Raw genomic sequence first — 25,222 nt, forward strand, 5'->3', positions numbered from 1 at the left:
ATATCACAGGGTCGGCCGGTCTCGATCCGTCGGCTGCGAGAGAAAATCCAGCACGGCGGATGCGAATGCGTCGGGCTGCTCGATGTTCGAGATGTGGGCGGCATCGAGCGTCAGCTTTTGCGCGCCGGCGATGGATGATGCGATCAATTCGCCGTCCGCAGGCTTGGTGGCCGGGTCGCGGGCTCCGATGATGACCAGGACCGGACGGGAGACGCCGCGGATCGACTCCCGTTGGTCCATGTCGCGGATGGCGGCACAGCACCCCTGGTAGCCGGCGACAGGCGTGCGCAGGATCATGGCCCGCATGCGCTCCATCGTATCCGGTGCGGATATGCGGAAGTGCTCGGGAAACCACCGCTCGATCGTCGGCTCGACCAGCGCCTCCATTCCGCCGCGACGGGCCGTCTCGATCCGCCCGTTCCACAGCTCGGGCGGGCCCATATGGGCGGCCGTGTTGGCGAGGACGGCCCGCTCGATCCGATCTGAGGCGTAGGTCAGCATCCACATCCCGACCATTCCGCCGAGCGACAGCCCGCACCAATGGGCCTTCTCGATGCCTAGAGCATCAAGAACTCCGACGGCGTCTCGACCGAGCTGGTCTATCGAGTACGGGCCTTCCGGGACGGCGCTGCGGCCATGTCCGCGCTGATCGTACCGGATGACCCGGAACCGCTTCGACCAGACCATAACCTGATCGTCCCACATGGTGAGATCGGAGCTGAGGGAGTTCGACAGGAGGAGGGCAGGACATTCGTCGGAGCCATCGACCTGGACGTGAAAGCTTGCTCCATTAATCGTGATGAACGGCATATCCCTGAACCGCCTGATGATTTCGAAGCGAACCGTCAGGCTGATGTGCTGCTTCGAGTGGTGAAGAGAGCGCGGCTTCGTGTCTGCGCTTGATCATCGTTTCTAGAAACGGCTCAAGGGTCCGGCAAGACCATTGTCTGCCGGACCGACGCCACCGCCGTCGTCGCCTCCGGTTGTTGGGCGTGATCGGAGTCAGGTCCGGTTACCTCCCGGCGCATCCTGCTGTGGGCCTTCATCGTGAATCGAACGCGGTTTGCACCAGTGCCCGCAGAACTGAATGATACCGGATAAAGAGAACCCGTCTCTGATGCGTCGCAGCTTGGGTGGGCCGCCCGAGGCCCACCCAAGCTGGCTCAAACGCCGGTCGCCTGCCGTCCGACCCCGCCCTGTGGGTGAAAGCGGCAAGGATCTTGCCGTTCAACATCTCGGGCTCGCCGGCAACTAGATCGGGCAGCTTCTCCTGGATCCAACTCAGCGCCCGGCGTTGCGCCTCCTCGGCACCTTCTTTCGTGTCGAACAGTGTCACTGAGCCGCCCGGCTCGTCGCCGAACCGGATTAGGACCTTGACCATGGCGGCAGCCTCACTTCGCAGAGACAACGCGGACAGGCGCCCATCGTCTCAGTGGATCCAGTTCGACAAGCGCCTTCTGGGTTACTCCACTTTGAGAATTCGGAATGTCTCATTATCTCGACTTTGGCCAATCACGCGGCATGACAGAGTGCGTAAATCAAGCCTCGCTGAAGGGCCTGTGAGGGTTTTGGCGTTTTGTGTCGGTGCCGGGATGTGAGTAAACCGGTTTCCCGCCCAATCTGCCGCCGCACGGCTGCCAGCCCATCCGCGAAGGTTGGGCGGGACTTGCGGTACCAGCTGTCGCTCCAAACAGCTGTGCGGGCACGCTGACCAAGTTGGCCTGCCAGCAGGGTTACGATTGAGAACAGCCCGAACAAGCATGGGTTGGTGCGAGCCACGGCATGATCGGACCATTGCCGTTGGGTCTCCACTCCCAGATGAGCGCGGGCCTCCTGGAACGTGACCTCGACCTGCCAGCGCAGGATGAACCAGCGGATGATCTGCAGAGGATCGCGCGCGGGATCGGTGCACAGCAGGGCCTGGGGGGAGAAGCGGCCGAGGGGATCGCGCAACAGCACCTACCGGATCGGCACGACCGGCTTTCCGCCATGGCGCCACACGGCGGGGGCCGAGCAGAACTCAACCACGCGATCTCCTTCGCCATACCACCTTGGCACCGTAACCCTTCGCCAGCGGGTGCTCGTGCGCACCAGCACATCAGACAGGTTCGGCAGGCGCGCTCCTTTGGTGCGGGGACGGCCGTTTGTCCCCGGACGGCGTGGCGGGGCTGGCTCATAGAGAGCAGCCAACACCAGCTCGCGCTCGGGCAGCCAACGCCGCACCTGCAGCATCATCTGACGCGCCCAGTCGGTCAGCTTCTTGTGCCGTCGCCCACGCTCACGACAGTACCGCTCGGAGGGCGCCAAGGCGGTCAGGAATGGCAGGGCCCAGGTGCGGGCGGCCCACGGGATGGGCGCCAGGAGCATCAGGCTGATCCAGCGTAGGCCTGAAGCCTTGACGAAGTGAGCATCGGAGGAGCGCACCGGGTCGCGGTAGATGCCCTTGGCTGTGATGCGCTTGCCGCGGCGGCGCTCGATGGTGTCATCCACACCAAGGATCACCGGACCCGTCGGTGCAAAGGCATGGATCAGCAGGCCCAGCAACAGCCGGGCCGCCTTGCGTCCGCTCTAGCGAACCCGGCTGAGCACGCGATGATAGTTGACGAAGTGATGTTCGCGGCTGAGGCCGATGATGCGCAGAATGCTGGTCACGGTGCGCTTGCCGGGCGCCAGGATGGCCCCGACGAGCAGGATCTCGGCATGGCGCCAGGTCTGGTGGCGAAAGAGCGGAGCAAACGCTACAATGATTATGGCGAAGCGGGCGGGCAGGTTTGGCATGGCGGCGTCTCTTGGCGGAAACTCCGTTAGCCTACTGCATCGTCCGCTTCGCCGCCGCTCGGTTTGCCCCACACTCAGCCGTCAGAAATGGCCAAAGTCGAGCTTAGAAGGTGCCGGAGTCAGATCACCGCTCTTGCGGCTTCGGGGTGCTTGAGGGGGAGCGCATTGCGATTGCGACGCCGCTAAGCGTCAGTATCATCGCCATGATCTCTCGAAGCCCTAACGGCTCGCCGAGCAACACAGCTGCGTTGGTAGGCGGCGAAGCGCGCTAAACCAAGTAATGTAGCACAGGGCCATCGCGACGATAGCCATATAAACCATTATTCCGAAGCCGAATAGAGAGAGCGCGCTGAAGTGAGGGCGCTCAAAGAGCAGGCCCAATATGGTTAGCGGCAGACACCCCAGCCCAACCTGCCATGCCGTCCGCGCTACAAAAGGCATTTCGGTCGGTGTCCGGTTCAGAACGGTCCCTAGCGCGAACAGCATGGCCGCACCGAGCGAAAGCGCACAGCCCAAAAGTTGCGCCCTGTCAAAGGCCTCATCTTGGCTGCCGAGAAGCAATGACACGCCGACAAGACCTAGCGCTAGTGACAGCACGCTCCTGCCGGATGGTCTCGTTCCACTGATCGGCCATGCCAGCAACGTGGCCCAGATTGGCATCGTGTAGAGGAGCAGTAAACTCTGGCCGACGGGTAGCCAGCGCAGCGCCAAGGTGGCAAACCCCATCCAGGCGAAGACGTTGGTGAACGCCTCTGCTAACATGCGGCCGTTCAGTCGGCGGGGAAGGACGAGCGATTCTCCAAGCCGAAGCGCAACCAGCGCAAGGGCAGCCGCCCCCACGAGACCTGCCAAACCCCTCGAAAAGAGCGGAGGCCATTCGAGCAGCAGGAGCTTCATAAGCGTAAAATTGAGTGCCCAGCCAACGGCGGTAATGGCGAGGCAGGCGAAACCTGTCCGTTTTCGCTGATCGAGGCTCACCAATAGTCTCCAAAAACTCTATGTGGCTATCTCGTTGGCGTTCCCACCCTTCGGCGTACGCAGGAGATCCAGCTTACTGGGCCAATCATCACGGAGCTGGCTAGTCAGGCGATGCGCAGCCAAATCCATTTCGCCATGATCACCGCGGGCCACCGGGCCAACTTCGCGTGCTAGCTCATCCAATGCAGTGTTGTCGCGTACCACTATGAATACGGCATCGCTGGCCAGCTTAAGATGGCGCGCCCAGGAGATGGGGCTCCTGGGCCGGCGCCGGCGATCACTATGCCAGGTTGGGCGGCTTAGTTACGGAATCTCCCGACAGGGGCCACCACCACAAGCTTCTGGTTGACAAATTCCTTGATGCCGACCTCAGCAAGCTCGCGGCCGTAGCCTGATCGCTTGACCCCGCCAAAGGGCAGTTCCGGGCCGCCGCTGGTCATCGCGTTGATCCATACCATGCCCGTCTCGATGCGAGATGCGATCGCTTTTGCGCGGCCGATATCGGCCGAGAAGATCGAGCCGCCCAGGCCGTAGGGTGAATCGTTTGCAAGTTCGACCAGCGCGTCATCGTCGCGCACGATGTGGATTTGTGCGACCGGACCGAAAAACTCCTCGAAGTACGCGGGATTATCCCGCGTGACGTTGGTCAGGATGGTCGGCTCAAAATATGCTCCCCCGGCCTGGATGGGATTGCCGCCATGGCGGACATGGGCACCCGCCGTGACCGCCTTGCGTACTTGCTCGGCGAGCTCGTCGCGCGCAGCCGCCGAGGAAAGGGGACCAAGATCGACGGTCTCATCCATCGGATCACCCACCCGCATTGCACCGAACCTTTGCGCGAGCTTCTCAATGAAGCTATCTGCCACCTTCTCGTGGACGAGGAAGCGCTTCGCCGCGGTGCAGACCTGTCCAGCGACCGACAGCCGGGCAGTCGCACCGACATCGACTGCGTGATCGAGATCGGCATCGTCCAACACTGCGAATACGTCCGAGCCGCCAAGCTCGAGCACCGACTTCTTAAGATTGCGACCGGCCTCGGCCGCGACGACGCTGCCGGCTTTCTCCGAACCGGTCAGCGTCACGCCTTGGACGCGGTCGTCTTGCAGCAGGCTGGTGACCTGGTCCTTACTCGCAAACACCGTCGTCCAAGCGCCCTTGGGGGCGCCTGCCTCAAGTATCAGCTCTTCGAACAGCTTTGCGCTTTGCGGCACGATGCCCGCCGGCTTGACCAGAACGGGGTTGCCCGCCGCGATGCTAGGACCGGCGACGCGCACCAGTTGGTAGAAAGGGAAATTCCATGGCTCGATCGCGACGACCACGCCAATCGGCTGGAACTCGATCCAGGCATCGCCTTGGTCGGTTTCTATCTTCTCCGGCGCAAGCATTCTTGCGGCGTTGTCGGCGAAGTAGCGCGCGATCTTGGCGGTTTCACCGACTTCCCATCGTGCCTCGGAGATGCGCTTGCCCATCTCTCGAACGGCCACTCTCGCCAACTCCTCCGACCTGCTATCGATCAGGTCCGCCAGTCGTGATAGGACCTCAAGCCGCCGCTCGATCGGCCCTTGCGACCAATCCGATTTGTAGACTGCGCCTGCCTCGGCGAGGGCGTGGTCGATCTCCTCATCAGAGTGGTTGGCGAACTCTGCGACGGTTTCGCCGGTTGCGGGATTAGTGCTCTTGTATGCCATAGGAATTCTCCATTGCGAGAGGGAGACCGGGCCTCATCGGTCCACCCGATTAGTCAGGCAGCCTGCGCTGCAACGAGAGACGGATAGTCGGTGTATCCTTCTGCTCCGCCGCCATAGAAGGTCGCCCGGTTGTGCTTGTTCAGCGGAGCGCCTTTTCGGATATGCTCCGGAAAGTCCGAGTTTGCGATGAACGCGCGGCCAAAAGCGGCGGCATCGGCCTTTCCGGAGGCTACGGCCGCTGCTGAAGTTTCCGGAACAAAGCCGCCGGCTGAGATAATTGGTCCGCCGAAAGCCTTCTTGAACAGCGACGCAACATCTGGTGCTTCCATGTCGAGGGGCTTCTCGTCGTCGGTAAAATCGGAGTGCGGCTCGATGAGGTGAAGGTACGCAAGGTTCCGCGCGCCAAGCTCGCTAGTCACATGATCCCAAAGTGCGAGGCCGGCGGAATCTTTCTTGTCCAGAATGCCGCTCCATGGCGACAGCCGAACACCCACACGATCTGCACCGATAGCCGCTGCAACAGCATCGACGACTTCAAGAAGTAGGCGAGAACGATTTTCGATCGACCCGCTATATTCGTCGGTGCGCTGGTTGCTGCCATCGTGCAGGAACTGGTCCAGCAGATAGCCATTCGCACCGTGGATCTCGACACCATCAAAGCCAGCGCGGCGCGAGTTGCGGGCGGCCTGAATGAAATCGCTGACAAGCACACCAATCTCTTCGGTCTCAAGCGCACGCGGCGTCTCGAATGGAACCGCATTACCCTGTGCATCCATGTGATCGCCGGCAACTATGATCGCCGATGGCGCGACCGGCAGCGCGCCTCCTGGCTGCATCGTCGAATGCAAGACGTGGCCGACATGCCAAATCTGATTGAAGAAGAAGCCCCTCTTGCGTGGACAGCATCTGTCGCGAGGCGCCAACCGGCAATCTGATCGTCCGAATAGATACCCGGCACCCAAGGATAGCCATGTGCCTGAGGCGTGATGTCGGTCACTTCGCTGATCTGGAGCCCGCCGTCGCTGGCGCGCTGTCCATAATACTCGGCATTGAGTTCATGCGGAACGTCGCCCGGCTGCTTGGCGCGCATGCGGGTAAGCGGGGTCATCACCAAACGGTGTTTACGGGGAAGCGCTCCAAGCCGGAGCAGTGTAAAGAGGTTTGCCTGTGCCATGTGAACCTCGTTTCGTCATGGACAGGATGTAAATCGCAGCTTCTCATCTTACTATACACTTCAAGCGTGCAGCTTGATATCGCGTATCGTTAAGATGGTCTCAACAGCCGTTTGATCGGGGCCTTCCTCAACGGCGCGATGAAGACTTCGGATTTTTGACGAGCCGGCGCGCCATGAGACCCGAGTCTTTGAGTAGTGCAATTCTGATCGCAAGGTCCGCACCGGACGCGACTATGTCGACCGTAGCGTCGTTCAGGTCGAATTCGATCCGGAGCCTTAGATTTTCGTCGAGCAGTTCTTCGATGATCGGCATAACCCTTTTTCGACATCCTTTTTCGACCGAGGGTCGTCGGTGCCGTAACTCCTCAGAGTCCGTCTCGGAAGTCATGCAGCGCGAGCGATGCGGCGGATGAGGAGCATGGCGGGGGGTAGAGGAAGGCTGTCGCTGATTCGATTGAAGCCTCTGCATCATTCCAAAGCCCCAGAGCCTCCGATTTCGGTCAATCCAGGCAAGAAAGCGCTCGAAAACGATTGATCGCATGGCTGGACGGCGAAGCCGATCCGCTCAGGCTTGCGGCGGACGATCTCGACGGCGATGCGGGTGGCGGTCGCGACGCGCGGGCCTTGGTACCTGGCGTCGGCGAAGGCCCTCTCGAGAAAAGGAAACGGGCGGCGCGACGCCGCCAGCAGCGGACTCGCCCCATCGCGATCCAGAGCGCTGGCCGGGTGGGGGAACAAGACGAGGCCACGCCTGTCGGTGTCGACGAGGGCGTGGCGCTTGCGACTCATGATCTTCTTGCCGGCGTTGTAGCCGCGCGAGCCGCAGGCTTCGTTGGTCTTCAAGCTCTGGCTGTCGATGATGCACGCTCGGGGAGGATGCCCAACTACTTCGTTCGCGATCGATCATCAGCAACGCATGGTTCAGCACCTCGAACACGCCTCCGTCCCGCCAGGTTGCAAACCAGCGATAGGCGGTGCCGTTGGCTGGAAGGTCACTCGGCAGAAGCCTCCAGGCGATGCCTCCGCGCATAACGTAGAGGATCGCGTTTTCGATCTCGCGAAGAGGCCAGGAGAGCGGTCGGCCCGTTCGCTTCGGCGCCGGCAGCAACGGCGCCATCAGCCGCCGCTCCGCAACCGTCAAATCCGATTCGTATCGAGGTCCCGCGCGACTATGCTGCCGGCGGGTGGCTGGGGTCCACATCGCTCGCTCCAAATGGCCTGAACAACCCCTTGGAATCACGAGCGCCCCAGCCGCTCAACTCTTTCGGGACAGGGCTCTAAATAATCCAGCCGCGCCGCTTCCTGCGTGTCCATATCGCAGTTGCAAAGATGCCAGAGTGCCTCGCCCTCGGGCGCAAGCGCTTAGGATCAGGATGTCCGATAGAGCAGGCGGACACCCAGTTCCTCCTCCAATCCCACTAACCGTCTGGTAGCGGACATAGGCGTCAGCTTGAGGTGCTTGGCTGCCGCGGAGAGACTGCCTGTGCGCAGCACGCTTAGGGAACCTCAAGTCCCTGGGAGTCCACTGGTACATCACGAAGTTCGTTATTTTGCATACCGCAATGGGCATATAGAGCCGAATACTGTGAATAGCTATGTTTTTGTCCATAGCAATCCAGATGAGGCAACCATGGCAAATGATCCTCTCAATGGCCTCGACGTCTTGGCCCTTCGCGATACGGCGGCAGTCATCGCAGCCGATCCCGCAAAAGGTACGGCGCGATTCCATATCCGCACCCTCTGGGACGGAGGAACCCGCAGCCGGTCGACCGTCAATGCGTATGAGCTGGGCGATCAAGTCATCGAGCGCCGGTTCGAGATCGAGTCCGATGAGCCGCTGGAACTGCTCGGCGGAAATTCGGCACCCAATCCGCAAGAGCTCCTGATGGCGTCCGTCAATGCTTGCATGACCGTAGGCTACGTCGCAAATGCCGCGCTAATGGGTGTTAGCCTTTCGACCCTGGAGATCGAAATGCATGGGACGCTCGACCTGCGAGGATTTCTAGGACTTAGCGACGATGTTCCTGCTGGATACCAGAGCCTTGACTATACAGTCCGGATAGCTGGCGATGGTACGCCTCAACAATTTGCTACAATTCACGAGGCCGTTATGCGGACCTCGCCCAACTACTTCAACATGGCTCACCCAATTTCCATGAACGGGCGCCTCGACATTCTCTAGCCTGCTAAGGGCTAGGAATGGTTGGGCCCCGGTGGAGTAATACGGTAGAGACGACAAGTCAAAACTGGCGTCCTAATAAGAAGCGATGATGCCTGTACTTGCCACTATCTAGATCGCGTGTATTCTCGATCATAGAATTTCCGTCCATCATGCATGACATCTATATGATGAACGAATTCTTCACGTCGAATTTGGGGGCTCAGGCGATAGCGGATGATTAGACGGCTCGGCCGGCGTCACACACTCTCAAAAACCTGATGACCGGGCAGTGCGCCGGTCAGGCGGCCCATTTGATGGAGCGTAGACATGGTGACCTTTACTCTCAACGGAACAGAGCGCACGTTTAACGGGGATCCCGACACTCCGCTTCTCTGGGTCATCCGGGATTTCGAGAAGCTGACGGGCACGAAGTACGGCTGCGGCATCGCGCAATGCGGAGCCTGCACTATCCATCTGGACGGCATGCCGCGTCGATCCTGCGTGACCCCGATCTCCATGATCGAGGGTTCGGACGTGGTTACCATCGAAGGCATCAGCGGCAAGGAGGCCGAAGCAATAAAGACGGCATGGGCGGCCATCGACGTTCCCCAGTGCGGCTACTGCCAGTCAGGGCAGATCATGTCGGCGGTCGCCTTGCTGCAGATGGTCCCCAAGCCCACCGATGACGACATCAACAGCGCAATGACAGGAAATATCTGTCGATGCGCCACCTATCATCGCATCCGCGCGGCTATTCACGCGGCAGCTAATTCGATGGAGGGTTGAGCCATGGCTATCCAGGACATCGACATCACACGCCGCGGCTTTATCGCCGGGTCAGGGCTAGTTATTGGTATTGCAATGGCACCCAAGCTGCTCAAGGCTGCCCCAACGGGGGTTCCGGCCGGCGGCGGCCCGGAGCTCGTGCCTATGAATACCTTCGTGAAGATCGGAACCGACGATACCGTTACCATCTTGTCGAAGCATATTGAGATGGGCCAGGGCCCGTTCACCGGGCTGGCGACACTCGTGGCGGAAGAGATGGATGCCGATTGGAGTCAAATGCGCGCGGTGCATGCCCCGGCCGACAACGACCTCTATGCCAACTTGGCATATGGCATCCAAGGCACCGGGGGATCCACCTCGATTGCCAATTCCTTTGACCAGATCCGGATCGCTGGTGCGACCGCACGCGCAATGCTGATTGCCGCCGCGGCCAAGGAATGGCAGGTGCCTGTCTCAGAGATCACGATCAAAAAGGGTCGTATCAGGCACGCTGCGACCGGCAAGGAAAGCGGATTTGGCGCCTTCGCGGAAAGGGCTGCTCTGCAGAACCCACCAGCCGAGCCGAAACTCAAGGCCCCGGAGGATTTCATCCTGATCGGTACCGATCTGCCGAAACTTGATACGCGGAGCAAGATCGATGGTACGGCTGTCTTTACGCTGGATGTCATGCCGGACAATGCGCTGATCGCAGTGGTTGCCCATCCCGAGCATTGCGGCGCCACCGTGAAGCACTTCGATGATGGTGAAGCCCGAAAAGTCCAAGGCGTTGTCGATGTAAAACAGGTGGCTTCCGGCATTGCGGTCTATGCAGATAATACCTTCGCGGGATTGAAGGGTCGGGATGCGCTGCACATTGAATGGGACCTCTCGGGGGCCGAGACCCGGTCGTCGGAAGAGATCGCCGCCGATTACGTGAGACATTTCGACGAGCCAGGCATCGTGGCTACCAACAACGGCAATGTCGATGGAGCCTTCGATGCGCCCGGCGTGCAAACCGTCGAGGCGGAAATCATCTTCCCTTTCCTCGCCCATGCGCCGATGGAGTCACTCGACGCGGTCTTCGTAATGGCACCAGACGGTTCGCTGGACATCTATACGGGGGCCCAGTTCCCGGCCATGGACCGACAGGTTGCGGCAGAAATCCTAGGAATGCAACAATCGCAGGTACGCCTCAATACCCAGATGACCGGCGGCGCTTTCGGCCGCAAGGCACAGTTCGGTTCTCCCTACATGCAGGAGGCCGCCGCGGTTTATGCGGCAAGTGGTGGCTCCCGTCCGCTGAAACACATGTGGACGCGGGAGGACGATATTCGCGGCGGCTTCTACCGCCCGATGTACGCTCACAAGTTGCGCGGGGCGATCAACCAGAAGGGAGAGATCACCGCCTGGGAACAAATCATCGTTGGCCAGTCGATCCTTGGCAAGGTCGACCTCGATGAGACCTCGGTGGAAGGCGCGTCGAATCTGCCTTATGCCATTCCGAACCTGAAGGTGACGTCGCACAACGTCGAGCTCGTGGTCCCGCCGCTCTGGTGGCGATCGGTCGGCCATACGCACACCGGCTTTGCGGTCGAGACCTTCGTTGATGAGCTCCTAGTGAAAATCGGCCGGGATCCAGTGGAAGGCCGACTGGGGCTTCTCTCGGGAAGACCGAGACATACCGGTGTCTTAAGAAAGGCCGCTGAGATGGCGGACTGGGGTAGTGCCGTGCCGGAAGGAAGAGCGCGCGGTGTCGCGGTGGTGGAAAGCTTCCACAGCTATGTCGCGCAAGTGGTCGAAGTTTCTGTCGATCCGGAGGGCATACCGCGCGTCCACAAGGTGTGGTGCGCCGTAGACTGCGGCCTGGCGATCAATCCGAACGTCATAAAGGCCCAGATGGAGGGCGGCATTGGCTACGGCCTCGGAGCCGTCCTCTTTGATGCGGTGACGTTGGGAACGGGCGGCAAGATTGTCCAGTCGAACTTCCACGACTACCGGTCGATCCGCATCAATGAGATGCCAGAGGTGGCCGTGGAGATCATCAAGTCGTCCGAGCGTCCGACCGGGGTTGGCGAGCCGGGTGTCCCTCCTATCGGTCCAGCGGTGGCCAATGCCTGGCGGAGCCTGACCGGAACACCCGTTCGACAGCTTCCGATCGTCAATATTGTCTAGGCATGAGGACGACCTGATGAACTCGAAAACCTGGCTACTCGCCTTCCCGGCCTGTTTTCTCGTGGTCGCTGCCATGTCCTTGGTTCCATGGTCGCATGCCCAGGAGGAACAATCGCTCAGACCTGCTGCCGCTTTCAAGTCGATAGAGAACGAGGAGGAACGTTCCTTGGCGCTATTCCAGGAGGCCGGCAAGGTCATCCAGCACCCGCGTTGCGTCAATTGTCATCCTGCCACTGACCGGCCGCTACAAGGTGCCAACATGCAACCCCATCAGCCGCCTGTCTTCCGCGGCAATGGGGGCATGGGCCTGCCGGGCATGCATTGCACAACGTGCCACAGCGCGGAAAACATATCCGTCGTGGGCCAGGCCGAGACGATCAAGAGCATCCCGGGCCACCCCGCCTGGCATCTTGCTCCGATCGAGATGGCTTGGGAGGGCAAGAGCCTTGGCCAAATCTGCCAGCAGATCAAGGACCCCGACCGCAACGGCAACATGACGATAGACGAACTCGTCGAACACATGGCACATGACGAACTTGTGGGCTGGGGGTGGAATCCTGGCGCCGGACGTGAGCCGGCACCTGGCACGCAGGAAGAATTTGGAAAGCTTATCAAAGCCTGGGTAGAAACGGGAGCAGTATGCCCGCGCTAGCTAAGTTGATCGGCGCCCGCCACGAAGATTAGCGCAAGGCCTTCCGCAACCGACCAGAATGGCAGAATGCCCGCACAAGGCGCAGAGACGTATTGAAGACAGGGAACATGCTTATCCACCCTGTCTCGTCGCGTCGACAGGTGCCTCAACTGTTTAAGCCCACTCAAGACGGCAGTGCTGACATCAAGTGTTTGCCGTGGATGGTCGCATAAGATCGAGTACTTTGGCAATCTTCGGTGCCGGATCAGACGACCGACATTTGAGAAAATGTCTACCTCGAATTTTGGTCAATGGGGGCCCGGAGCGGCGGCGGCACCAGCCGATCTCTCCACTTTATCTTATCAGCGGTGGAATGGAATTGCTTCGGTTTAGTGGAGAGCGGTTTGTCAGCTATCCGGTCAGTCTTTCGAACTGAACGGGACTGACATAGTCGAGCGTCGAGTGACGCCGCACGGGATTGTAGAAGCCGTCGATATAGCGACCAATCGCCTGCTTGGCCTTGGCCCGCGTCTGGAAGACGGTGCGCCAGACCAGTTCGGATTCCAAGGTCTTGAAGAAGGTCTCGACCACTGCATTGTCGAAGCAATTGCCTTTCCCGGACATCGAGATCCGGATGCCATGTTTCCTCAGTTCCGCCTGATAGACCGCTGAGCAGTATTGACTGTCACGGTCCGCGTGATGGATCAGGCCCGGCGATGGCTGTCGGAGCGCCACAGCCTTGCGTAGCGCCTCCAACGCGAACTCCTGGTGCAGGCGGTCGCTGACCGCCCACCCGACCACCCGCCGAGCAAACAGATCCAGGACCACGGCCAGATAGAGCCAACCCTCGTTTGTCCATACGTACGAGATGTTCGCGGCCCACTTCTGATTGGGACAATCGGCGGAGAAGTCCTGATCGAGCAGATTGGGCGCGACCGGGAAGGCATGATGGCTGTCGGTGGTGCGCTTGAAGCGGCGCTTCTGCCGGGCTTTCAAGCCGTTCTCCCGCATCAACCGGGCGGTCCGGCGGCGTCCCACCTCCAGGCCCTCGTCCTGCAGTTCGCGGGTGACGCGGGGGCTGCCGTAGGTCCCATGCGAGCGGGCAAAGGCCGAGCGGATATGGGCCAGCAGGACCAGGTCCTCCCGTTGGCGTGGGCTGGCCGGACGGCTTCTCCAAGCGAAGTAGCCGCTTTGGCTCGCTTCGACGACCTGACACAGGCGTGTGACGGGGAAGTCCTCTTTCGCCGCATCGATGAACTGGAATTTCATCGACTTCCCTCCTTGGCGAAAAAAGCCGTGGCCCTTTTGAGGATCTCGCGCTCCCGGCGGCGGTCGATCCAGTGCCGCAGGGTGGACAGGCCAACCCCGAGATCCGCGGCGACTTCACGCCGGCTGCGGCCGCTCGTCAGAGCAAGACGCACGGCCTCGTCCTGAAACTCCTTCGTAAACCGTGTATGGGGCATGGAGATCCTCCCGGGTCATAAAGTGCTCTCCATTTTCCCAATACTGCTGGCGAATGGGCCGAGCCCTTGAGGCACGGATCAGCGTTCTGGGTTTGGGGGGCAGTACCACCAACCCGGGGGTCCTCATGTCGCTCCGCCCGACCCCGTACCGTGATGTTCCGGTCGCAACGGCAGCCGTCGCCCGTGCCGCGTTCCCGCATGGCAGTCCCAATCTGCGCTTGCGTGATCACCTTGGGATGATCTTCTGCGACGCCCAGTTCGCGTCCCTCTTCGCCCCATGCGGACAGCCGGCCGAATGCCCGTGGCGACTGGCGCTGGTGAGCTTGCTTCAGTTCGCCGAGAACCTCTCCGACCGACGGGCAGCCGATGCTGTCCGCAGCCGCATCGATTGCAAATACCTCCTGGGACTGGAGCTGACCGATCCTGGCTTTGACGCTTCGGTTCTGAGCGAATTCCGCAGCCGTCTCGTCGCCGGAGGCGCGGAAGAACAGCTGCTCGACACCCTCCTGGTGCTCTGCCGTGAGCAGAAGCTGGTGAGCGTCCGTGGCCGGCAGCGCACCGGCTCCACGCATGTGCTCGGAGCCGTCCGCTCCCTGAACCGCCTTGAATGCGTGACTGAGACTCTGCGCGCCACCCTGAATGCCTTGGCGTCCGCAGCCCCTGAGTGGCTGCGCGTCCATGCCGATCCGGTCTGGCTGGGGCGCTATGGCCGACGGGCTGGCGATTATGACGTGCCGCAGGGCGAGGTGAAGCGGCGCTCCCATGCCGAGCAGATCGGGCGCGATGGTCATCAGTTGCTCGTGGCGATCACAGCCCCTGACGCACCAGCATGGTTGCGCGAGGTCCCGGCTGTTGAGTTGCTGCGGCAGGCTTGGGTGCAGAATTTCTGTCTTACTGACCAAGCTCAAACTGTAGACCCTGGGGTCGGCGCATTCTCCGAGGCCACTCCCCAGGTGCAGTGGCGGACCGACCAGGAGGGATTTCCACCCTCCCTGCTGATGGCCGGATCACCCTACGATCCAGAGGTCCATTATGCCAAGAAGGGGACGACAACCTGGATTGGATACAAGGTTCATCTAACCGAGGCTTGCGACGAGAGCGGCCCGCACCTGATCACGCACGTGGAGATCACGCCGGCGCCGGTCGTGGATCGCGACGCCCTCGACACCATTCATGATGGGCTCAAGGCCAAGGGTCTGCTTCCCGACACTCACCTCGTCGATGCTGGTTATGTCGCGGCCGATCAACTCGTCGCCAGTCGCCGGAACTATGGAGCCACGCTCCTGGGGCCGGCTCCCCAGAACTATCAATGGCAGACCCAATCCGGTGATGCCTTCACCTTGCAGGACTTCATCTTCGATTGGGATCGGCAAGTCGCGATCTGTCCGGCCGGCACGAGAGTAGGAGCTGGCTTCCGGATTACTGGCAGGAACGGACTGCCTTCAAGGTGCGCTTCTCGACGACCCACTGTCGCCCCTGTCCGTTGAAGGCACAGTGTACCCGGAGCGGCCGGCGGCTTCTCACGCTGCGCCCTCAGGAGGAACACGAGACACTGGAGGCGGCTTGCGAACGCGAGGCGCAGCCTGCCTTCGCCAGAGAGTACCAGCAGCGCGCCGGCATCGAGGGAACGATCTCGGCCGGGGTCCGAGCTCTGCACCTGCGACGCTCGCGCTACATCGGGCTTGCCAAGACGCATCTCCAGCATGTGCTGACGGCTGCCGCCATGAACCTCATTCGGCTTGGTGCTTGGTTCGCGGGCACACCGCTCGCACGAACGCGTCAATCCGCCTTTGTCACCCTCATGGCACTTCCAGCAGGTGCATGAGGCATTCGCCAGCAGTATCTTTCCCGAAGCAAGTCCATAGTTCTCGTCCGTCCTCTCGCAGCGTAAAGCACCGCGCTTGAAGCGCTTGAGCTTTCCCATTGTCTGCTCAATACGAGCCCGCCCGCGGTAGAGCGCCTTGGGGAAGAACGTTGGCTTGTTGTTGGTCGTCTTGCGGTACGGAATGGCCGGACAGATGCCGCGGGAGCGGGCGGCCTGCCGGTTGGCCTTGGCGTCATAGCCCTTGTCGCCCACAGCTACCCGCGGCGTGATGTCAGGGCCAAGATCGAGCAGCGTCTCGAAGTGCGGGCTGTCGCTGGCCTCACCACCAGCCAGGTGAAAGCCGAGCGGATCGCCAGCCCAGTCAGTCTTGAGGTGGATCTTGGTCGAGAACCCACCTGGGAGCGGCCGAGTGCCTGCCGGCTCTGCCCCCATTTGCCCCTGCCGCCGAGACATGGGCGTGCACGATGGTGGCGTCGAACATCTGCACCAGGTGAGCGGTCTCGCTCAGTGCCGCCAGGGCCTCGAAGAAGGCCTCGTACACGCCCGCCCGGCTCAAGCGCCAGAAGCGTTTCCAGACCGAGTTCCAGTTTCCGAAACACTCAGGCAGGGTCCGCCAGGTGATGTTGTGAACCGTGAAGTCGTGCAGCGCCTCCAGGAAGCGGCGGTCGTTGCGGCCTTTGGCGCCGCGCCGGGAGCATGAGGCAGCAAACACCCGCAGCGCCGTTGCCCAATCGTCCTCGGTCATTCCCGTCAGCATGGTCGAGCCTCCTGAAGCCGACCTGCCATGAATCACCGACAGCCTAATTCGGGAATCCACTCACCCGTTGCTCGGCCCAATCCGTCCACACGGCATAGTATGCGATCTGGATTGAATAGCCGCGAGTTTGGTAGACATCCTCGGGTTACGTTTCTGCAGGCGCTCGAACTTGACCGGAGACCTTTGTGCCATCGCAGACACTCGTTCCTTTAAAGAGATCAATGTTTAACGCCAGCAACGGTAGAATTTCATTTGTAACAGGATGGGGGCGAGCTGACGCAGTCGGATAGCATTCCGGACTTAAGCGGGGAATGGCATTGGCCGCTGCAGATCGGCGCGGCTGACGCCATGAAACTTCTGCGACAATGCCAACGCCAACAAGGACTGGTTGGTTATCATGATCCCAAAACACCCGTGGCGCAGCATCTATTTGAGCAGCTTGGTGGCCGCGGGCAGTGCTGCTTTGTCCTTCTTCTTTGCCATCCCCTTCGACAAGCACGTAGCGGTTCTCGTTCGCAAATTTCCAGACGAGGCGAAGGCGCCTTTCGCGGTCCTTTCAGGAGCGACCGAGCCAGTGCTTGTCCTGCCGCTCATGGCATGTGCACTTGTGATGATAATCTTGATCTCAGGGAGGCGTGGGTTGACCAAACCGGGCATGGTCACTGGTCTTTGTCTGATCAGCGCGACCCTGGCGCTTCTTCTAACTTTCCTCGGCAAGGTGCCGATCGGCCGTGCACGTCCCCAAATCAGTGCGGAGTGGGATCCTCTTTTGTTCAAGCCATTCGCGGGATCCTATGTCTATGAATCTCTTCCATCGGCTCAAGCGGCAATGATCGCAGCCATCTGTTTGTGTATCGCTTCACGCGTCCCCGGAAGGCGACTCATCGCTTTGCCTGTGGCGCTTCTCGTAAGTCTGTCGCGAGTTGTCATCGAGCGGCATTGGTTAAGCGATGTCCTGGCGGGATGGGTGGTGGGCGGCTTGGCAGCATTAGCGTCAGTTCTGCTGCTCTCCCGTTTTCTTGATGACGGCACGCGCGACATGTAATGCTGTACTTTGCTCACCGCGATCGCGCGTGGCGCTTGAAGCCGAAGACGTCCAATTCCGTTCGCCATTACCGCTGTTGATGCCTTCGCCGACATTGGTGGCCTTCCGGACGTCACCGGCTGTCATGTCGGCTGTGCTGGATGAGGTATAGCGTGAGCATCACGAGCACTCCATCTTGCCGAGGGGCTATGCGCTGGCGTGACTTGCCGCCTGATTGGCGAGGAGCGCGGGTGGATGGACTGGGATGACGCTGATGCCAGACTTCAAGACAAAAATTATCGCCGAGTAGAGGTGGTCACGTGTCGGCGTCAACGGCGCTGCTGGACGCCGTCGGAAAAGGCGCGGATAGTTGCGGTAAGCGTGGAGCCTGGCGCCAACATCTCGGCTGTCGCGCGGCGTTGGGGGGCAATCGCGGGCTTCTTACGATTTGGCGACGGCAAGTGGCGACACGGCGGAAGTTCTTCAGCCTGCAGAAGGCTGCCTCGATGCGCCAGCGGCCTTTGTAACGGAACTTCGTCATAGTCGATCGGCACCTTTCGGTGCCAGCGCCCTGGAATAGTGGCCTCGGCGCCTTCGGCATTCAGGCGCTTGCGCAACGCGTTGGCGTCGTAGCCCTTGTCAGCGATCAGGCGGCCCACCCGACCACCCGCGCCCAAGAGCGGTTCGGCCATGTTGACGTCGGCGACGTTGCCTACCGTCAGCCGCAGAATGGCCGGCCGCCCGAGAAGGTCCGTCACGACATAGATCGTTGTGGTCTGGCCGCCGCGCGAGGGTCCGATGGCCTGCGTTTTCGCCCGCCTTAACGTACCTGGACAGCAGGCGGTCTAATCTAAGAGCGGCTCTGGTCCATCTGGGTTGTAGATTGGGCGGCCTGCATCTGGTGCTGCACGCGGCGGCTTTGGATGGTCTGTCGTTTGATCCTGTCGCGCCCCTTCAGAATGACCTCACCGCGTCCATAGTAAACGTCAGCGGGTGTCAGGTTGCTCAGGCTCTCGTGGTCGCGTTGATGAGTGTAATGCGCGACAAACGGTTCGATCTGCGCCACCAGATGGCCGGACAGGAAGTAGTTCTCCAGCAGGGTGCGGTTCTTGAGCCTTGGTGCCAGCCTTCGATCTTGCCCTGCATCATAGGATAATACGGTGCCCCACGCACACATCTCTCATGTCCTGACCCTCCAGCCAGGTGGCCATGTCGGACGAGATGTAGCTCGAGCGGTTGTCCAGCAGCAGCCGAGGCCGGTGCAGCACCTCAACTTGCTCAAGGCCAGAGGCTCGAAGCGCCAGTTCCACGGCGTCGGTGACGTCGTCTGCCTTCATGGTGGTGCACAGCTTCCAAGTGAGGATGCAGCGTGCGAAGTCATCGAGCACGGTCGAGAGATAGAACCAGCCTCAGCCGATCACCTTCAGGTACGTGAAGTCGGTCTGCCAGAGTTGGCTGGGCGCGGTGGTCTTGTCCTTGAACGCGTCAGAGGCCTTCATCACGATGAAGGCCCGGCTGGCGATCAGGTCCTGCGCCTTGAGCAGCCGGTAGACGGAAGCCTCGGAGACAAAGTAGCCGTGCTGATCGGCAAAGCGTACCGCCAGCTCCCGTGGCGACAGCTCCGGCTCGTCCAGCGCCAGCTGAATGATCCGCTGGCGCATGGTATCGGCAATGCGGTTCCAGACCCGCTTCGGGCAAGGCCTCCGGTCCTCCAGGGCCGGCAGTGAACTGCCGCCCCTTGGACCGCTGTCACTTTTACTTCACCGTCGTTACCTCTCAACACGATACTGTCGTAGCTCAGGCACAGCGAGCTTCAAAGCCACAAGTGAACTGTGAGCCTGTAATCGTACAACCCGGGGTAAGCAGGGAAGCTCTATGACAAGTGTAGCAAATTTTTGAGCGACTGAAATAAAGCGAGAGCCGCGGACAAATAGCGTCCTGAGTAGTGGCACAGGAGTGAGCATGATCAGCCCCAATGCAGAGCCGTCTGTTAATGCCCGAATATGTGTTGCCGGTCCTGGCGCCATCGGGCTGACACTTGCTGCGCGACTGCTAATCGGCGGCTATCGCGTTTCCGTCATTGCTCGCGGCAGTAGTCTTACGTCCATTCGGCAAAATGGAATTCGCCTGGTGGATCGAGAAGGCGACCACCAATTGCGGATTGAGGTCGGCACCGCATCGGATTTTCCCGCTCAAGATATCCTTTTTCTTTGTCCAAAGTCTCAAGATATGCCGGCACTCGCGGCTGCCGTACAACCGATTATTGGCCCTAACACATTGATCGTACCCGTCATCAACGGAATACCATGGTGGTATTTTGATGGAGTTACCGGCGGCTGGAATGGCCGCCAGATCAAGTCTGTCGATCCGGATGGTGTGCTCAAGGAGCGGCTCCAGTCGACACAGATTGTAGGTGTGACAACCACTATAACTGCCGAGCGCTTGCAGCCTGGGGTCGCGAGAACGTTCAACCCTCTACAAATGACGATTGGCGAACTCGATGGTCATATCTCGGCCAGGGTGAAGAATCTAGCTGAGATACTAGTACGATCCGGTATCGAAACACGCGTGACATCACGCATCCGGGATGCGATCTGGACGAAAGTCGCGCGGAATCTGATTTCAAATCCGGTGTCAGCAATCACCCGTGTAACGCTGCGTGAGAACTTCAGCAACGGTTACCTCGCTAATATCAGCCGTCAAATGCTCTACGAGGTGCTGCTCGTCGTAGCTGCTTACGAAGCGCATCTTGAGATTGACCCGGATACGATAATGACGTCGGCGCGGAATATGGGCGACGTGGAGACATCCATGCTTCAGGATCTAGAGCGGGGGTCGCCACTCGAGCTATCGTCCATCTGCGATGCGGTGATTGAACTGGCAAGTCTCCGCGGCATCTCGATGCCGGTGACACAGGCAATGACCGATCTAGCGCGGTTCGCGAGCCAGGCAGCTGACCACTCCAGGGTCGCATGAGATCGTTCGTGATCAGCCCCGCAATAGAGATTGCTGACTCCGTCATGGGAACTAAAGTGGGGCAGCAGATGGCCCGACCGGCCATCTCATGGTTTCGTCACGTAATTCGGGCATGGCAACAAGGTGTGCAGGTACACGGTCCCGCTGACCACGCGCCGATCATCCGCCCGTAGGGCACCATGCTGCGCGAAAGGGAAGTACGGTGAGATACGCGCCATCTGACGTTCGCGCAGCAGCAACGGATCATTCATTCACAGCCTCCTCGATGGGAGGCTGTGAATCACATCTCAGCTCATGTTGATGGGTCTGAAGCCTAGCAACGTTGGCTCGCTCCGGTATCCCGGTAAGGAGTTTTGTCCGAAAGAGGGCACTTCGCCGCTTTCAACCAGACACAGCTACTTTCGAAAGGTGGTCAGTTCCGATGGCACCTGCAAAAGCCTGGATCGTCCGCTCAGCGGTTGAACGCCAGTCCCGCTGGAAAGATGGAGCGGTCTAAAAGCCACCTGATATGCGTCAGCAACTCGAATTCCAAGCATCCAAGCCAGCCTATGCCTCGTTTCAGTGGTAACCAAGGTCCTGCATTGAACATTCCTACATAATCGTCGGATGCAACAAATCCACTCGAATTGGAAGTGTTTAGCCGTAACTCTGCGAGTGCGGACCTTAAGCCTGTGCTTACTTAGGAGATAAGCTTATGATTGGGTTTTTAATACATAGCCAGTCGCGCGAAGCCGCGCGCCTTGAAGAGCCAGTTCCAAAAAGCTCACCTCTTTCTCTGATGTCACTCGTCAAAAGTCTTGTAGCTGAACTGCGATCCCGGAGGGCGATCAAAGAACTACGACGTTCTAGTGATCACATGCTAAAAGATATCGGGCTAACGCGCGAGGAAATCGAGTGCATGGTCCGTTATGGGAAGGGCAGCGGCCGTTTGTAGTCAGCGATATGCTATCTGCAGCTTAATGCCCTTCGCCGACGAACGCAGCCAAGCACGGGCCGTTTGACGAATCTGAACCAGAAGCGGTCACACCACCTAGGTGGGTGAGCTTTACCCACCCGTGCACAGTCAGACTCTGTTACTTGCAGGACATAGTGGATGACTTACGTACCTCACTACCCAACTGCGTTCCTCGAGCGTGTAGAGATTCCGGGTCGGAGCCGCATTCTGATTCGGCCAGTTATTCCACAGGATGCTGACGAATTTCGGCTGTTTGTCCGCATCTTGTCGGGGGACTCGCGGCGCAACCGCTTTCACAGCACCCTAACCGAGATACCGGAGACTCTTCTTAGGGCGCTCACGAATGTGGATCACAACAAGCATGTCGCGCTCGTCGCTAAAGCAGTCGATGAATCAGGTGTGATCATTATTGGAGAGGCTCGATTTGCGCGTGAAGAAGAGGACAGCCCAGCGGAGATCGCAATAGCAGTTGCTGACCGGTGGCGGCGCAAGGGCATTGGAACCCTTCTGTTGCACCGGCTAGAGATTTCGGCGCGCCGGAGGGGTGTCGAAGAGATGTTTGGATCAGTGCTCGCGGAAAATGTGGCACTTATCCACCTTGCGTTCCAAACCGGTTTCAAACTGCACACTGGAGATACGACCTATGGTGTAGTGAAGATGTACAAGAAATTTAGCTAGATCTTGCCTATCAGCCTGCTGTTATGTAGGCACCGAGCCAGCGACTGTTTCTGTTGCCGCTTCGAAACATGCTTTGCCTGGGCTACGGCTGGATAGAATCCAGCGATGATGCGCCACCGTAAGAAACTTAGGAAAGCCGGCGGTCCACGGCAGAGATCATCCTGTTGGAGGTGCCTGGTATATGGGCTTTCCGATAGGCTATCGCGATCCCGAGTGCATGCTCTCTGATCGTATTGCTGGCGTTTGGGTGAAGGCCGCGTTTCGAATGCTTGCAGCCGTCGATTACAAGTGTAGCCCAGTCCCCCTATCCGCATCTTTCGGCTTTTGGCACGTTGTCCCCGGACAGGGAAGCCAGAGCCATGCTACATCCTCTTAGGTCATTTGCGTGTCATGCATCACAGGTGATCTTTACAGCGCTAGCAATCTCCTCATCGCAGGCTCAGACTCCCAACCCGATCTCGAGCAGCAAGTCCGCTCCCGCGCGGCGTAGATCGAGGATAAGCTGATCGCATGGCGGCGATATCCATCAGCACTCAGAACTCGGTGGGCAGGAGTTCCGAACAGCAGGCCTTGTGGCGGAACATCTCTCGCAGATCGGGCTCGACGTGAAGGCCGGGCTCGTGCGCGCCGGAGTGGTTGCCGTGCTCGTAGGGGCGAAGCCCGGCCCTGTTGTGGCGCTGAGGGCTGACATGGACGCGCTGCCGGTCAAGGAGCCCGAGGGGCTGCCGTTCGCCTCCAAGACGAAGGGGAGATACCTCGGGCGTGAGGTCGATGTCATGCATGCATCTCTCAACCTGCGGAGGAGGGGCCTAGTCTCTATGCAGCCTCTACCGGAAATAGCTGGGGCGCTAAGGCAATGATCGAAGATGGCGTGCTGCAAGACCCAAGGCTGATGCAATATTCTGCCTACATGTCACATCCGCACTTCCGAGTGGCCGGATCGGATATCGGGCCGGGGCCGCTAATGCGAGTGCAGACGAGTTGCGCATCACGGTTGCGGGGAGACAGGGTCAAGCGGGTTTTCCTTGGCGTGCGGCTGATCCTGCCACGACGGCCCCTCAGATCATGCTGGGCCTAGAGACGGTTGTTCGAGCCAATCCGCACTACGACGGTGCTTTAGCTTGATTGACCGCGCCAATGCGTATTTTCCGAGAGCGGAGGTGGAGGGTTGCCACAGCTGAGCTGGCTATTTGTACAAGCGATGTCGCCTGAGTTGCAATGTCTACTCGGCGCGCAACATTCGCCCTGCCGGGTAGAATTCTTCGCGCCGGCAGCGTTCGCACTCGTCCACTCAAACCCGGAACCATCCGGGTTGGCATCACAGCGGTATCACTCCCGAAGCATACCACGGACCACACAGGCCTCATTCTCGAAGGTGGCGCCGAGACGTTCATGTTCTGGGGAGATGCGCTGCCGATTGGGCCAGGCACTCCGTCGCTCACGCAGGCCACGGCAGGTCACCAAGACTGCGTGGGAGCCGATACCGCTCGCGTCGCGCCTCACAGCCGTATTCCGCCTGGTTGTTGGACGCGAGATGCACCAACCAAACACCGGTGGAATCATCCGCATCTCGAACGTCGCTGTCATTGATGGGGGAGGTGCCCTCCAACGTCCTCGCTGTGCCGAAGTGGAGGCCTTGAAGTACCACTTGAGGAGGGCATCCATAAGAGATGGTCCTAAAGCCTCCCATGGCTGCATAAGTTACACCTGTAACCGAACGCTGCTTTCATTGAAATCCAAGCTTAGCACCTAGACATGAGCAATAGCTCCGGAACGGCGCACGAGTGCCTATCGCGCAGCAGGCGAATGGAGATCTCTCAAATGAACGCAGTGAAGAGAAGAAACTTTCTCAAAGGTGCGGGCCTGGCCGCGGCGGCNAGAAAGCTTCATAGCCACCGACCGGGTTGTTGTGCTTCACTGAGACTGCAACGAAATGTTTTTCGGGGAAACGCCTATGACGACGATGAAGAGAAGAAACTTTCTCAAAGGTGCGGGCCTGGCCGCGGCGGCCGGCACGGTGGCGGCTCCGGCCATCGCCCAGAGCATGCCGGAGATCCGCTGGCGCCTGACTTCGAGCTTCCCGAAGTCGCTTGACACGATCTTCGGCACCGCCCAGACCTTCTCCAAGTACCTGGCGGAGGCCACCGACAACAAGTTCCAGATNCCGGCACGGTGGCGGCTCCGGCCATCGCCCAGAGCATGCCGGAGATCCGCTGGCGCCTGACTTCGAGCTTCCCGAAGTCGCTTGACACGATCTTCGGCACCGCCCAGACCTTCTCCAAGTACCTGGCGGAGGCCACCGACAACAAGTTCCAGATCCAGGTCTTCTCCCCCGGCGAGATCGTCGGCGGCCTGCAGGCCCTCGATGCGGTGCAGAACGGCGCGGTCGAATGCGCCCACACCCCAGTCTATTTCTACTTCGGCAAGGAGCCGGCCCTGGCTCTCGGCACGGGCATCCCCTTCGGCCTCAATGCGCGCCAGCAGCATTCCTGGTGGCACTTCGCCGGCGGCAAGGAGGTCGTCAACGACGTTCTCTCGCGCTTCAACGCCACCTCGCTCGCCTGCGGCAATTCCGGAACCCAGATGGGCGGCTTCTTCCGCAAGGAGATCAATACCATCGAGGACCTGAAAGGCCTCAAGTTCCGCATCGGCGGTCTCGGTGGCGTGGTGCTGGCGAAGCTCGGCGTCGTTCCGCAGCAGGTCGCCCCCGGCGACGTCTATCCGGCGCTGGAGCGCGGCACCCTGGATGCGGCCGAGTTCGTCGGCCCCTATGACGACGAGAAGCTCGGCTTCCTGAAGGTCGCCAAATACTACTACGCTCCTGGCTGGTGGGAGGGCGGCGCGATGCTCCACCTCGTCATCAACCAGCAGAAATGGAACGAGCTGCCGAAGCACTATCAGGCCATCATGTCCAATGCTGCGGAGGCCGCCAACAGCTGGATGCTGGCGAAGTACGACGCAGTGAACGGCAACGCCCTGCGGCGCATGGTGGCCAACGGCGCGGAGCTTCGCACCTTCTCGCAGCCGATCATGGAGGCCTCGCTCAAGGCGGCAAACGAGCTCTACGGCGAGCTCTCGGCCAAGAGCCCGGACTTCAAGAAGGGCTACGACTCGATGGTGGCCTACCGGGCCGAAGTCCTGCCCTGGTGGCAGCTCAACGAATACGCCTTCGATACCTTCATGATCCGCACCCGCGG

21 protein-coding genes and 9 pseudogenes are annotated in these 25,222 nt (G+C 60.1%); 13 read left to right on the forward strand and 17 right to left on the reverse strand.

Annotated features, from left to right (window positions below; all coding sequences use genetic code 11):
* Positions 1-3: 3 nt before the first annotated feature.
* The 11 genes and pseudogenes from pcaD to LG661_RS25140 all read right to left on the reverse strand — a co-directional run bounded on the left by pcaD (position 4) and on the right by LG661_RS25140 (position 8,112).
* Positions 4-810: a 3-oxoadipate enol-lactonase gene (pcaD, locus tag LG661_RS16355; RefSeq protein WP_230532953.1), complete on the reverse strand. Its 807-nt coding sequence runs from the start codon at positions 808-810 to the stop codon at positions 4-6.
* A gap of 232 nt (positions 811-1,042) precedes the next feature.
* Positions 1,043-1,381 carry a hypothetical protein gene (locus LG661_RS16360; RefSeq protein WP_230532954.1) on the reverse strand — a complete coding sequence of 113 codons (339 nt, stop codon included), beginning with the start codon at positions 1,379-1,381 and terminating at the stop codon, positions 1,043-1,045.
* A gap of 131 nt (positions 1,382-1,512) precedes the next feature.
* Positions 1,513-1,953 carry a hypothetical protein gene (locus tag LG661_RS16365; protein ID WP_230532955.1) on the reverse strand — a complete coding sequence of 147 codons (441 nt, stop codon included), beginning with the start codon at positions 1,951-1,953 and terminating at the stop codon, positions 1,513-1,515.
* A gap of 6 nt (positions 1,954-1,959) precedes the next feature.
* Entirely contained in the window at positions 1,960-2,547 is a 588-nt protein-coding gene (locus LG661_RS16370; protein ID WP_268995478.1) for a transposase, read from the reverse strand.
* Positions 2,548-2,568: 21 nt separating this feature from the next.
* Positions 2,569-2,778, reverse strand: coding sequence for a hypothetical protein (locus LG661_RS16375; protein ID WP_230532957.1), 210 nt, complete (start codon positions 2,776-2,778; stop codon positions 2,569-2,571).
* Positions 2,779-2,997: 219 nt separating this feature from the next.
* Positions 2,998-3,756, reverse strand: coding sequence for a DMT family transporter (locus LG661_RS16380; protein WP_322098884.1), 759 nt, complete (start codon positions 3,754-3,756; stop codon positions 2,998-3,000).
* A gap of 299 nt (positions 3,757-4,055) precedes the next feature.
* Complete coding sequence (locus LG661_RS16385) at positions 4,056-5,444, reverse strand: NAD-dependent succinate-semialdehyde dehydrogenase (RefSeq protein ID WP_230532958.1); 1,389 nt, start codon at positions 5,442-5,444, stop codon at positions 4,056-4,058.
* A gap of 53 nt (positions 5,445-5,497) precedes the next feature.
* Positions 5,498-6,618: pseudogene (locus tag LG661_RS16390) on the reverse strand (alkene reductase).
* Between the two features lie 127 nt (positions 6,619-6,745).
* Positions 6,746-6,931: a type 2 periplasmic-binding domain-containing protein gene (locus LG661_RS16395; RefSeq protein ID WP_230532959.1), complete on the reverse strand. Its 186-nt coding sequence runs from the start codon at positions 6,929-6,931 to the stop codon at positions 6,746-6,748.
* A gap of 71 nt (positions 6,932-7,002) precedes the next feature.
* Positions 7,003-7,819 (reverse strand): annotated as a pseudogene (locus tag LG661_RS16400) (IS5 family transposase).
* Positions 7,820-7,986: 167 nt separating this feature from the next.
* Positions 7,987-8,112 (reverse strand): helix-turn-helix domain-containing protein, encoded by a 126-nt coding sequence (locus LG661_RS25140; protein ID WP_268995477.1) that lies wholly within the window; start codon positions 8,110-8,112, stop codon positions 7,987-7,989.
* A 91-nt stretch (positions 8,113-8,203) separates the two neighbouring features.
* On the opposite strand from LG661_RS25140, the gene LG661_RS16410 reads away from it, so the two are divergent.
* The 4 genes from LG661_RS16410 to LG661_RS16425 all read left to right on the forward strand — a co-directional run bounded on the left by LG661_RS16410 (position 8,204) and on the right by LG661_RS16425 (position 12,368).
* A complete protein-coding gene (locus LG661_RS16410) occupies positions 8,204-8,800 on the forward strand; it encodes an OsmC family protein (RefSeq protein ID WP_322098885.1) in 597 nt (198 codons plus the stop codon).
* A 306-nt stretch (positions 8,801-9,106) separates the two neighbouring features.
* Positions 9,107-9,565, forward strand: coding sequence for a (2Fe-2S)-binding protein (locus LG661_RS16415; RefSeq protein ID WP_230532960.1), 459 nt, complete (start codon positions 9,107-9,109; stop codon positions 9,563-9,565).
* Between the two features lie 3 nt (positions 9,566-9,568).
* Complete coding sequence (locus LG661_RS16420; RefSeq protein ID WP_230532961.1) at positions 9,569-11,716, forward strand: xanthine dehydrogenase family protein molybdopterin-binding subunit; 2,148 nt, start codon at positions 9,569-9,571, stop codon at positions 11,714-11,716.
* Between the two features lie 16 nt (positions 11,717-11,732).
* On the forward strand, positions 11,733-12,368 hold the full coding sequence (locus LG661_RS16425) for an Isoquinoline 1-oxidoreductase subunit (protein WP_407666732.1): 636 nt from the start codon (positions 11,733-11,735) through the stop codon (positions 12,366-12,368).
* Positions 12,369-12,758: 390 nt separating this feature from the next.
* On the opposite strand, the pseudogene LG661_RS16430 reads toward LG661_RS16425, so the two are convergent.
* Positions 12,759-13,810: pseudogene (locus tag LG661_RS16430) on the reverse strand (IS3 family transposase).
* Positions 13,811-13,935: 125 nt separating this feature from the next.
* Between LG661_RS16430 and LG661_RS16435 the strand changes: the two are divergent.
* Positions 13,936-15,635, forward strand: a pseudogene (locus LG661_RS16435) (IS1182 family transposase).
* A gap of 63 nt (positions 15,636-15,698) precedes the next feature.
* On the opposite strand, the pseudogene LG661_RS25445 reads toward LG661_RS16435, so the two are convergent.
* Together LG661_RS25445 and LG661_RS16440 are read right to left on the reverse strand one after the other, a co-directional pair.
* Positions 15,699-16,088: pseudogene (locus LG661_RS25445) on the reverse strand (transposase); the annotation flags it as partial.
* On the reverse strand, positions 15,997-16,392 hold the full coding sequence (locus LG661_RS16440) for a transposase (RefSeq protein WP_230532963.1): 396 nt from the start codon (positions 16,390-16,392) through the stop codon (positions 15,997-15,999). The gene LG661_RS16440 and the pseudogene LG661_RS25445, both read right to left, overlap by 92 nt.
* Positions 16,393-16,789: 397 nt before the next feature.
* Between LG661_RS16440 and LG661_RS16445 the strand changes: the two genes are divergently transcribed.
* Both LG661_RS16445 and LG661_RS16450 read left to right on the forward strand, forming a co-directional pair.
* Positions 16,790-17,437 (forward strand): phosphatase PAP2 family protein, encoded by a 648-nt coding sequence (locus LG661_RS16445; protein ID WP_230532974.1) that lies wholly within the window; start codon positions 16,790-16,792, stop codon positions 17,435-17,437.
* 234 nt (positions 17,438-17,671) lie between these two features.
* Complete coding sequence (locus tag LG661_RS16450; protein WP_322098886.1) at positions 17,672-17,959, forward strand: transposase; 288 nt, start codon at positions 17,672-17,674, stop codon at positions 17,957-17,959.
* Here LG661_RS16450 and LG661_RS16455 read toward each other — a convergent pair.
* Both LG661_RS16455 and LG661_RS16460 read right to left on the reverse strand, forming a co-directional pair.
* Positions 17,947-18,174: pseudogene (locus LG661_RS16455) on the reverse strand (transposase); the annotation flags it as partial. The gene LG661_RS16450 and the pseudogene LG661_RS16455 sit on opposite strands and share 13 nt — an antisense overlap.
* A 92-nt stretch (positions 18,175-18,266) precedes the next feature.
* Positions 18,267-19,149, reverse strand: a pseudogene (locus LG661_RS16460) (transposase); the annotation flags it as partial.
* Positions 19,150-19,378: 229 nt separating this feature from the next.
* Here LG661_RS16460 and LG661_RS16465 point away from each other — a divergent pair.
* Positions 19,379-20,392 carry a ketopantoate reductase family protein gene (locus LG661_RS16465; RefSeq protein WP_230532964.1) on the forward strand — a complete coding sequence of 338 codons (1,014 nt, stop codon included), beginning with the start codon at positions 19,379-19,381 and terminating at the stop codon, positions 20,390-20,392.
* 86 nt (positions 20,393-20,478) lie between these two features.
* Here LG661_RS16465 and LG661_RS16470 read toward each other — a convergent pair whose 3' ends face one another.
* Complete coding sequence (locus LG661_RS16470) at positions 20,479-20,643, reverse strand: hypothetical protein (protein ID WP_230532965.1); 165 nt, start codon at positions 20,641-20,643, stop codon at positions 20,479-20,481.
* A gap of 527 nt (positions 20,644-21,170) precedes the next feature.
* On the opposite strand from LG661_RS16470, the gene LG661_RS25450 reads away from it, so the two are divergent.
* The 5 genes and pseudogenes from LG661_RS25450 to LG661_RS16490 all read left to right on the forward strand — a co-directional run.
* Positions 21,171-21,326 carry a DUF1127 domain-containing protein gene (locus LG661_RS25450; protein WP_407666733.1) on the forward strand — a complete coding sequence of 52 codons (156 nt, stop codon included), beginning with the start codon at positions 21,171-21,173 and terminating at the stop codon, positions 21,324-21,326.
* Between the two features lie 159 nt (positions 21,327-21,485).
* Positions 21,486-22,025 carry a GNAT family N-acetyltransferase gene (locus LG661_RS16475; RefSeq protein ID WP_230532966.1) on the forward strand — a complete coding sequence of 180 codons (540 nt, stop codon included), beginning with the start codon at positions 21,486-21,488 and terminating at the stop codon, positions 22,023-22,025.
* A 518-nt stretch (positions 22,026-22,543) separates the two neighbouring features.
* A pseudogene (locus LG661_RS25455) lies at positions 22,544-22,807 on the forward strand (amidohydrolase); the annotation flags it as partial.
* A gap of 1,181 nt (positions 22,808-23,988) precedes the next feature.
* A pseudogene (locus LG661_RS16485) lies at positions 23,989-24,186 on the forward strand (twin-arginine translocation signal domain-containing protein); the annotation flags it as partial.
* An 11-nt stretch (positions 24,187-24,197) separates the two neighbouring features.
* Positions 24,198-25,222, forward strand: a 1,025-nt coding sequence (locus LG661_RS16490) for a TRAP transporter substrate-binding protein (protein WP_230532968.1), incomplete at its 3' end; no start/stop codon positions are given.

This window comes from Microvirga roseola (assembly GCF_020866965.1).
Lineage (GTDB): Bacteria > Pseudomonadota > Alphaproteobacteria > Rhizobiales > Beijerinckiaceae > Microvirga > Microvirga roseola.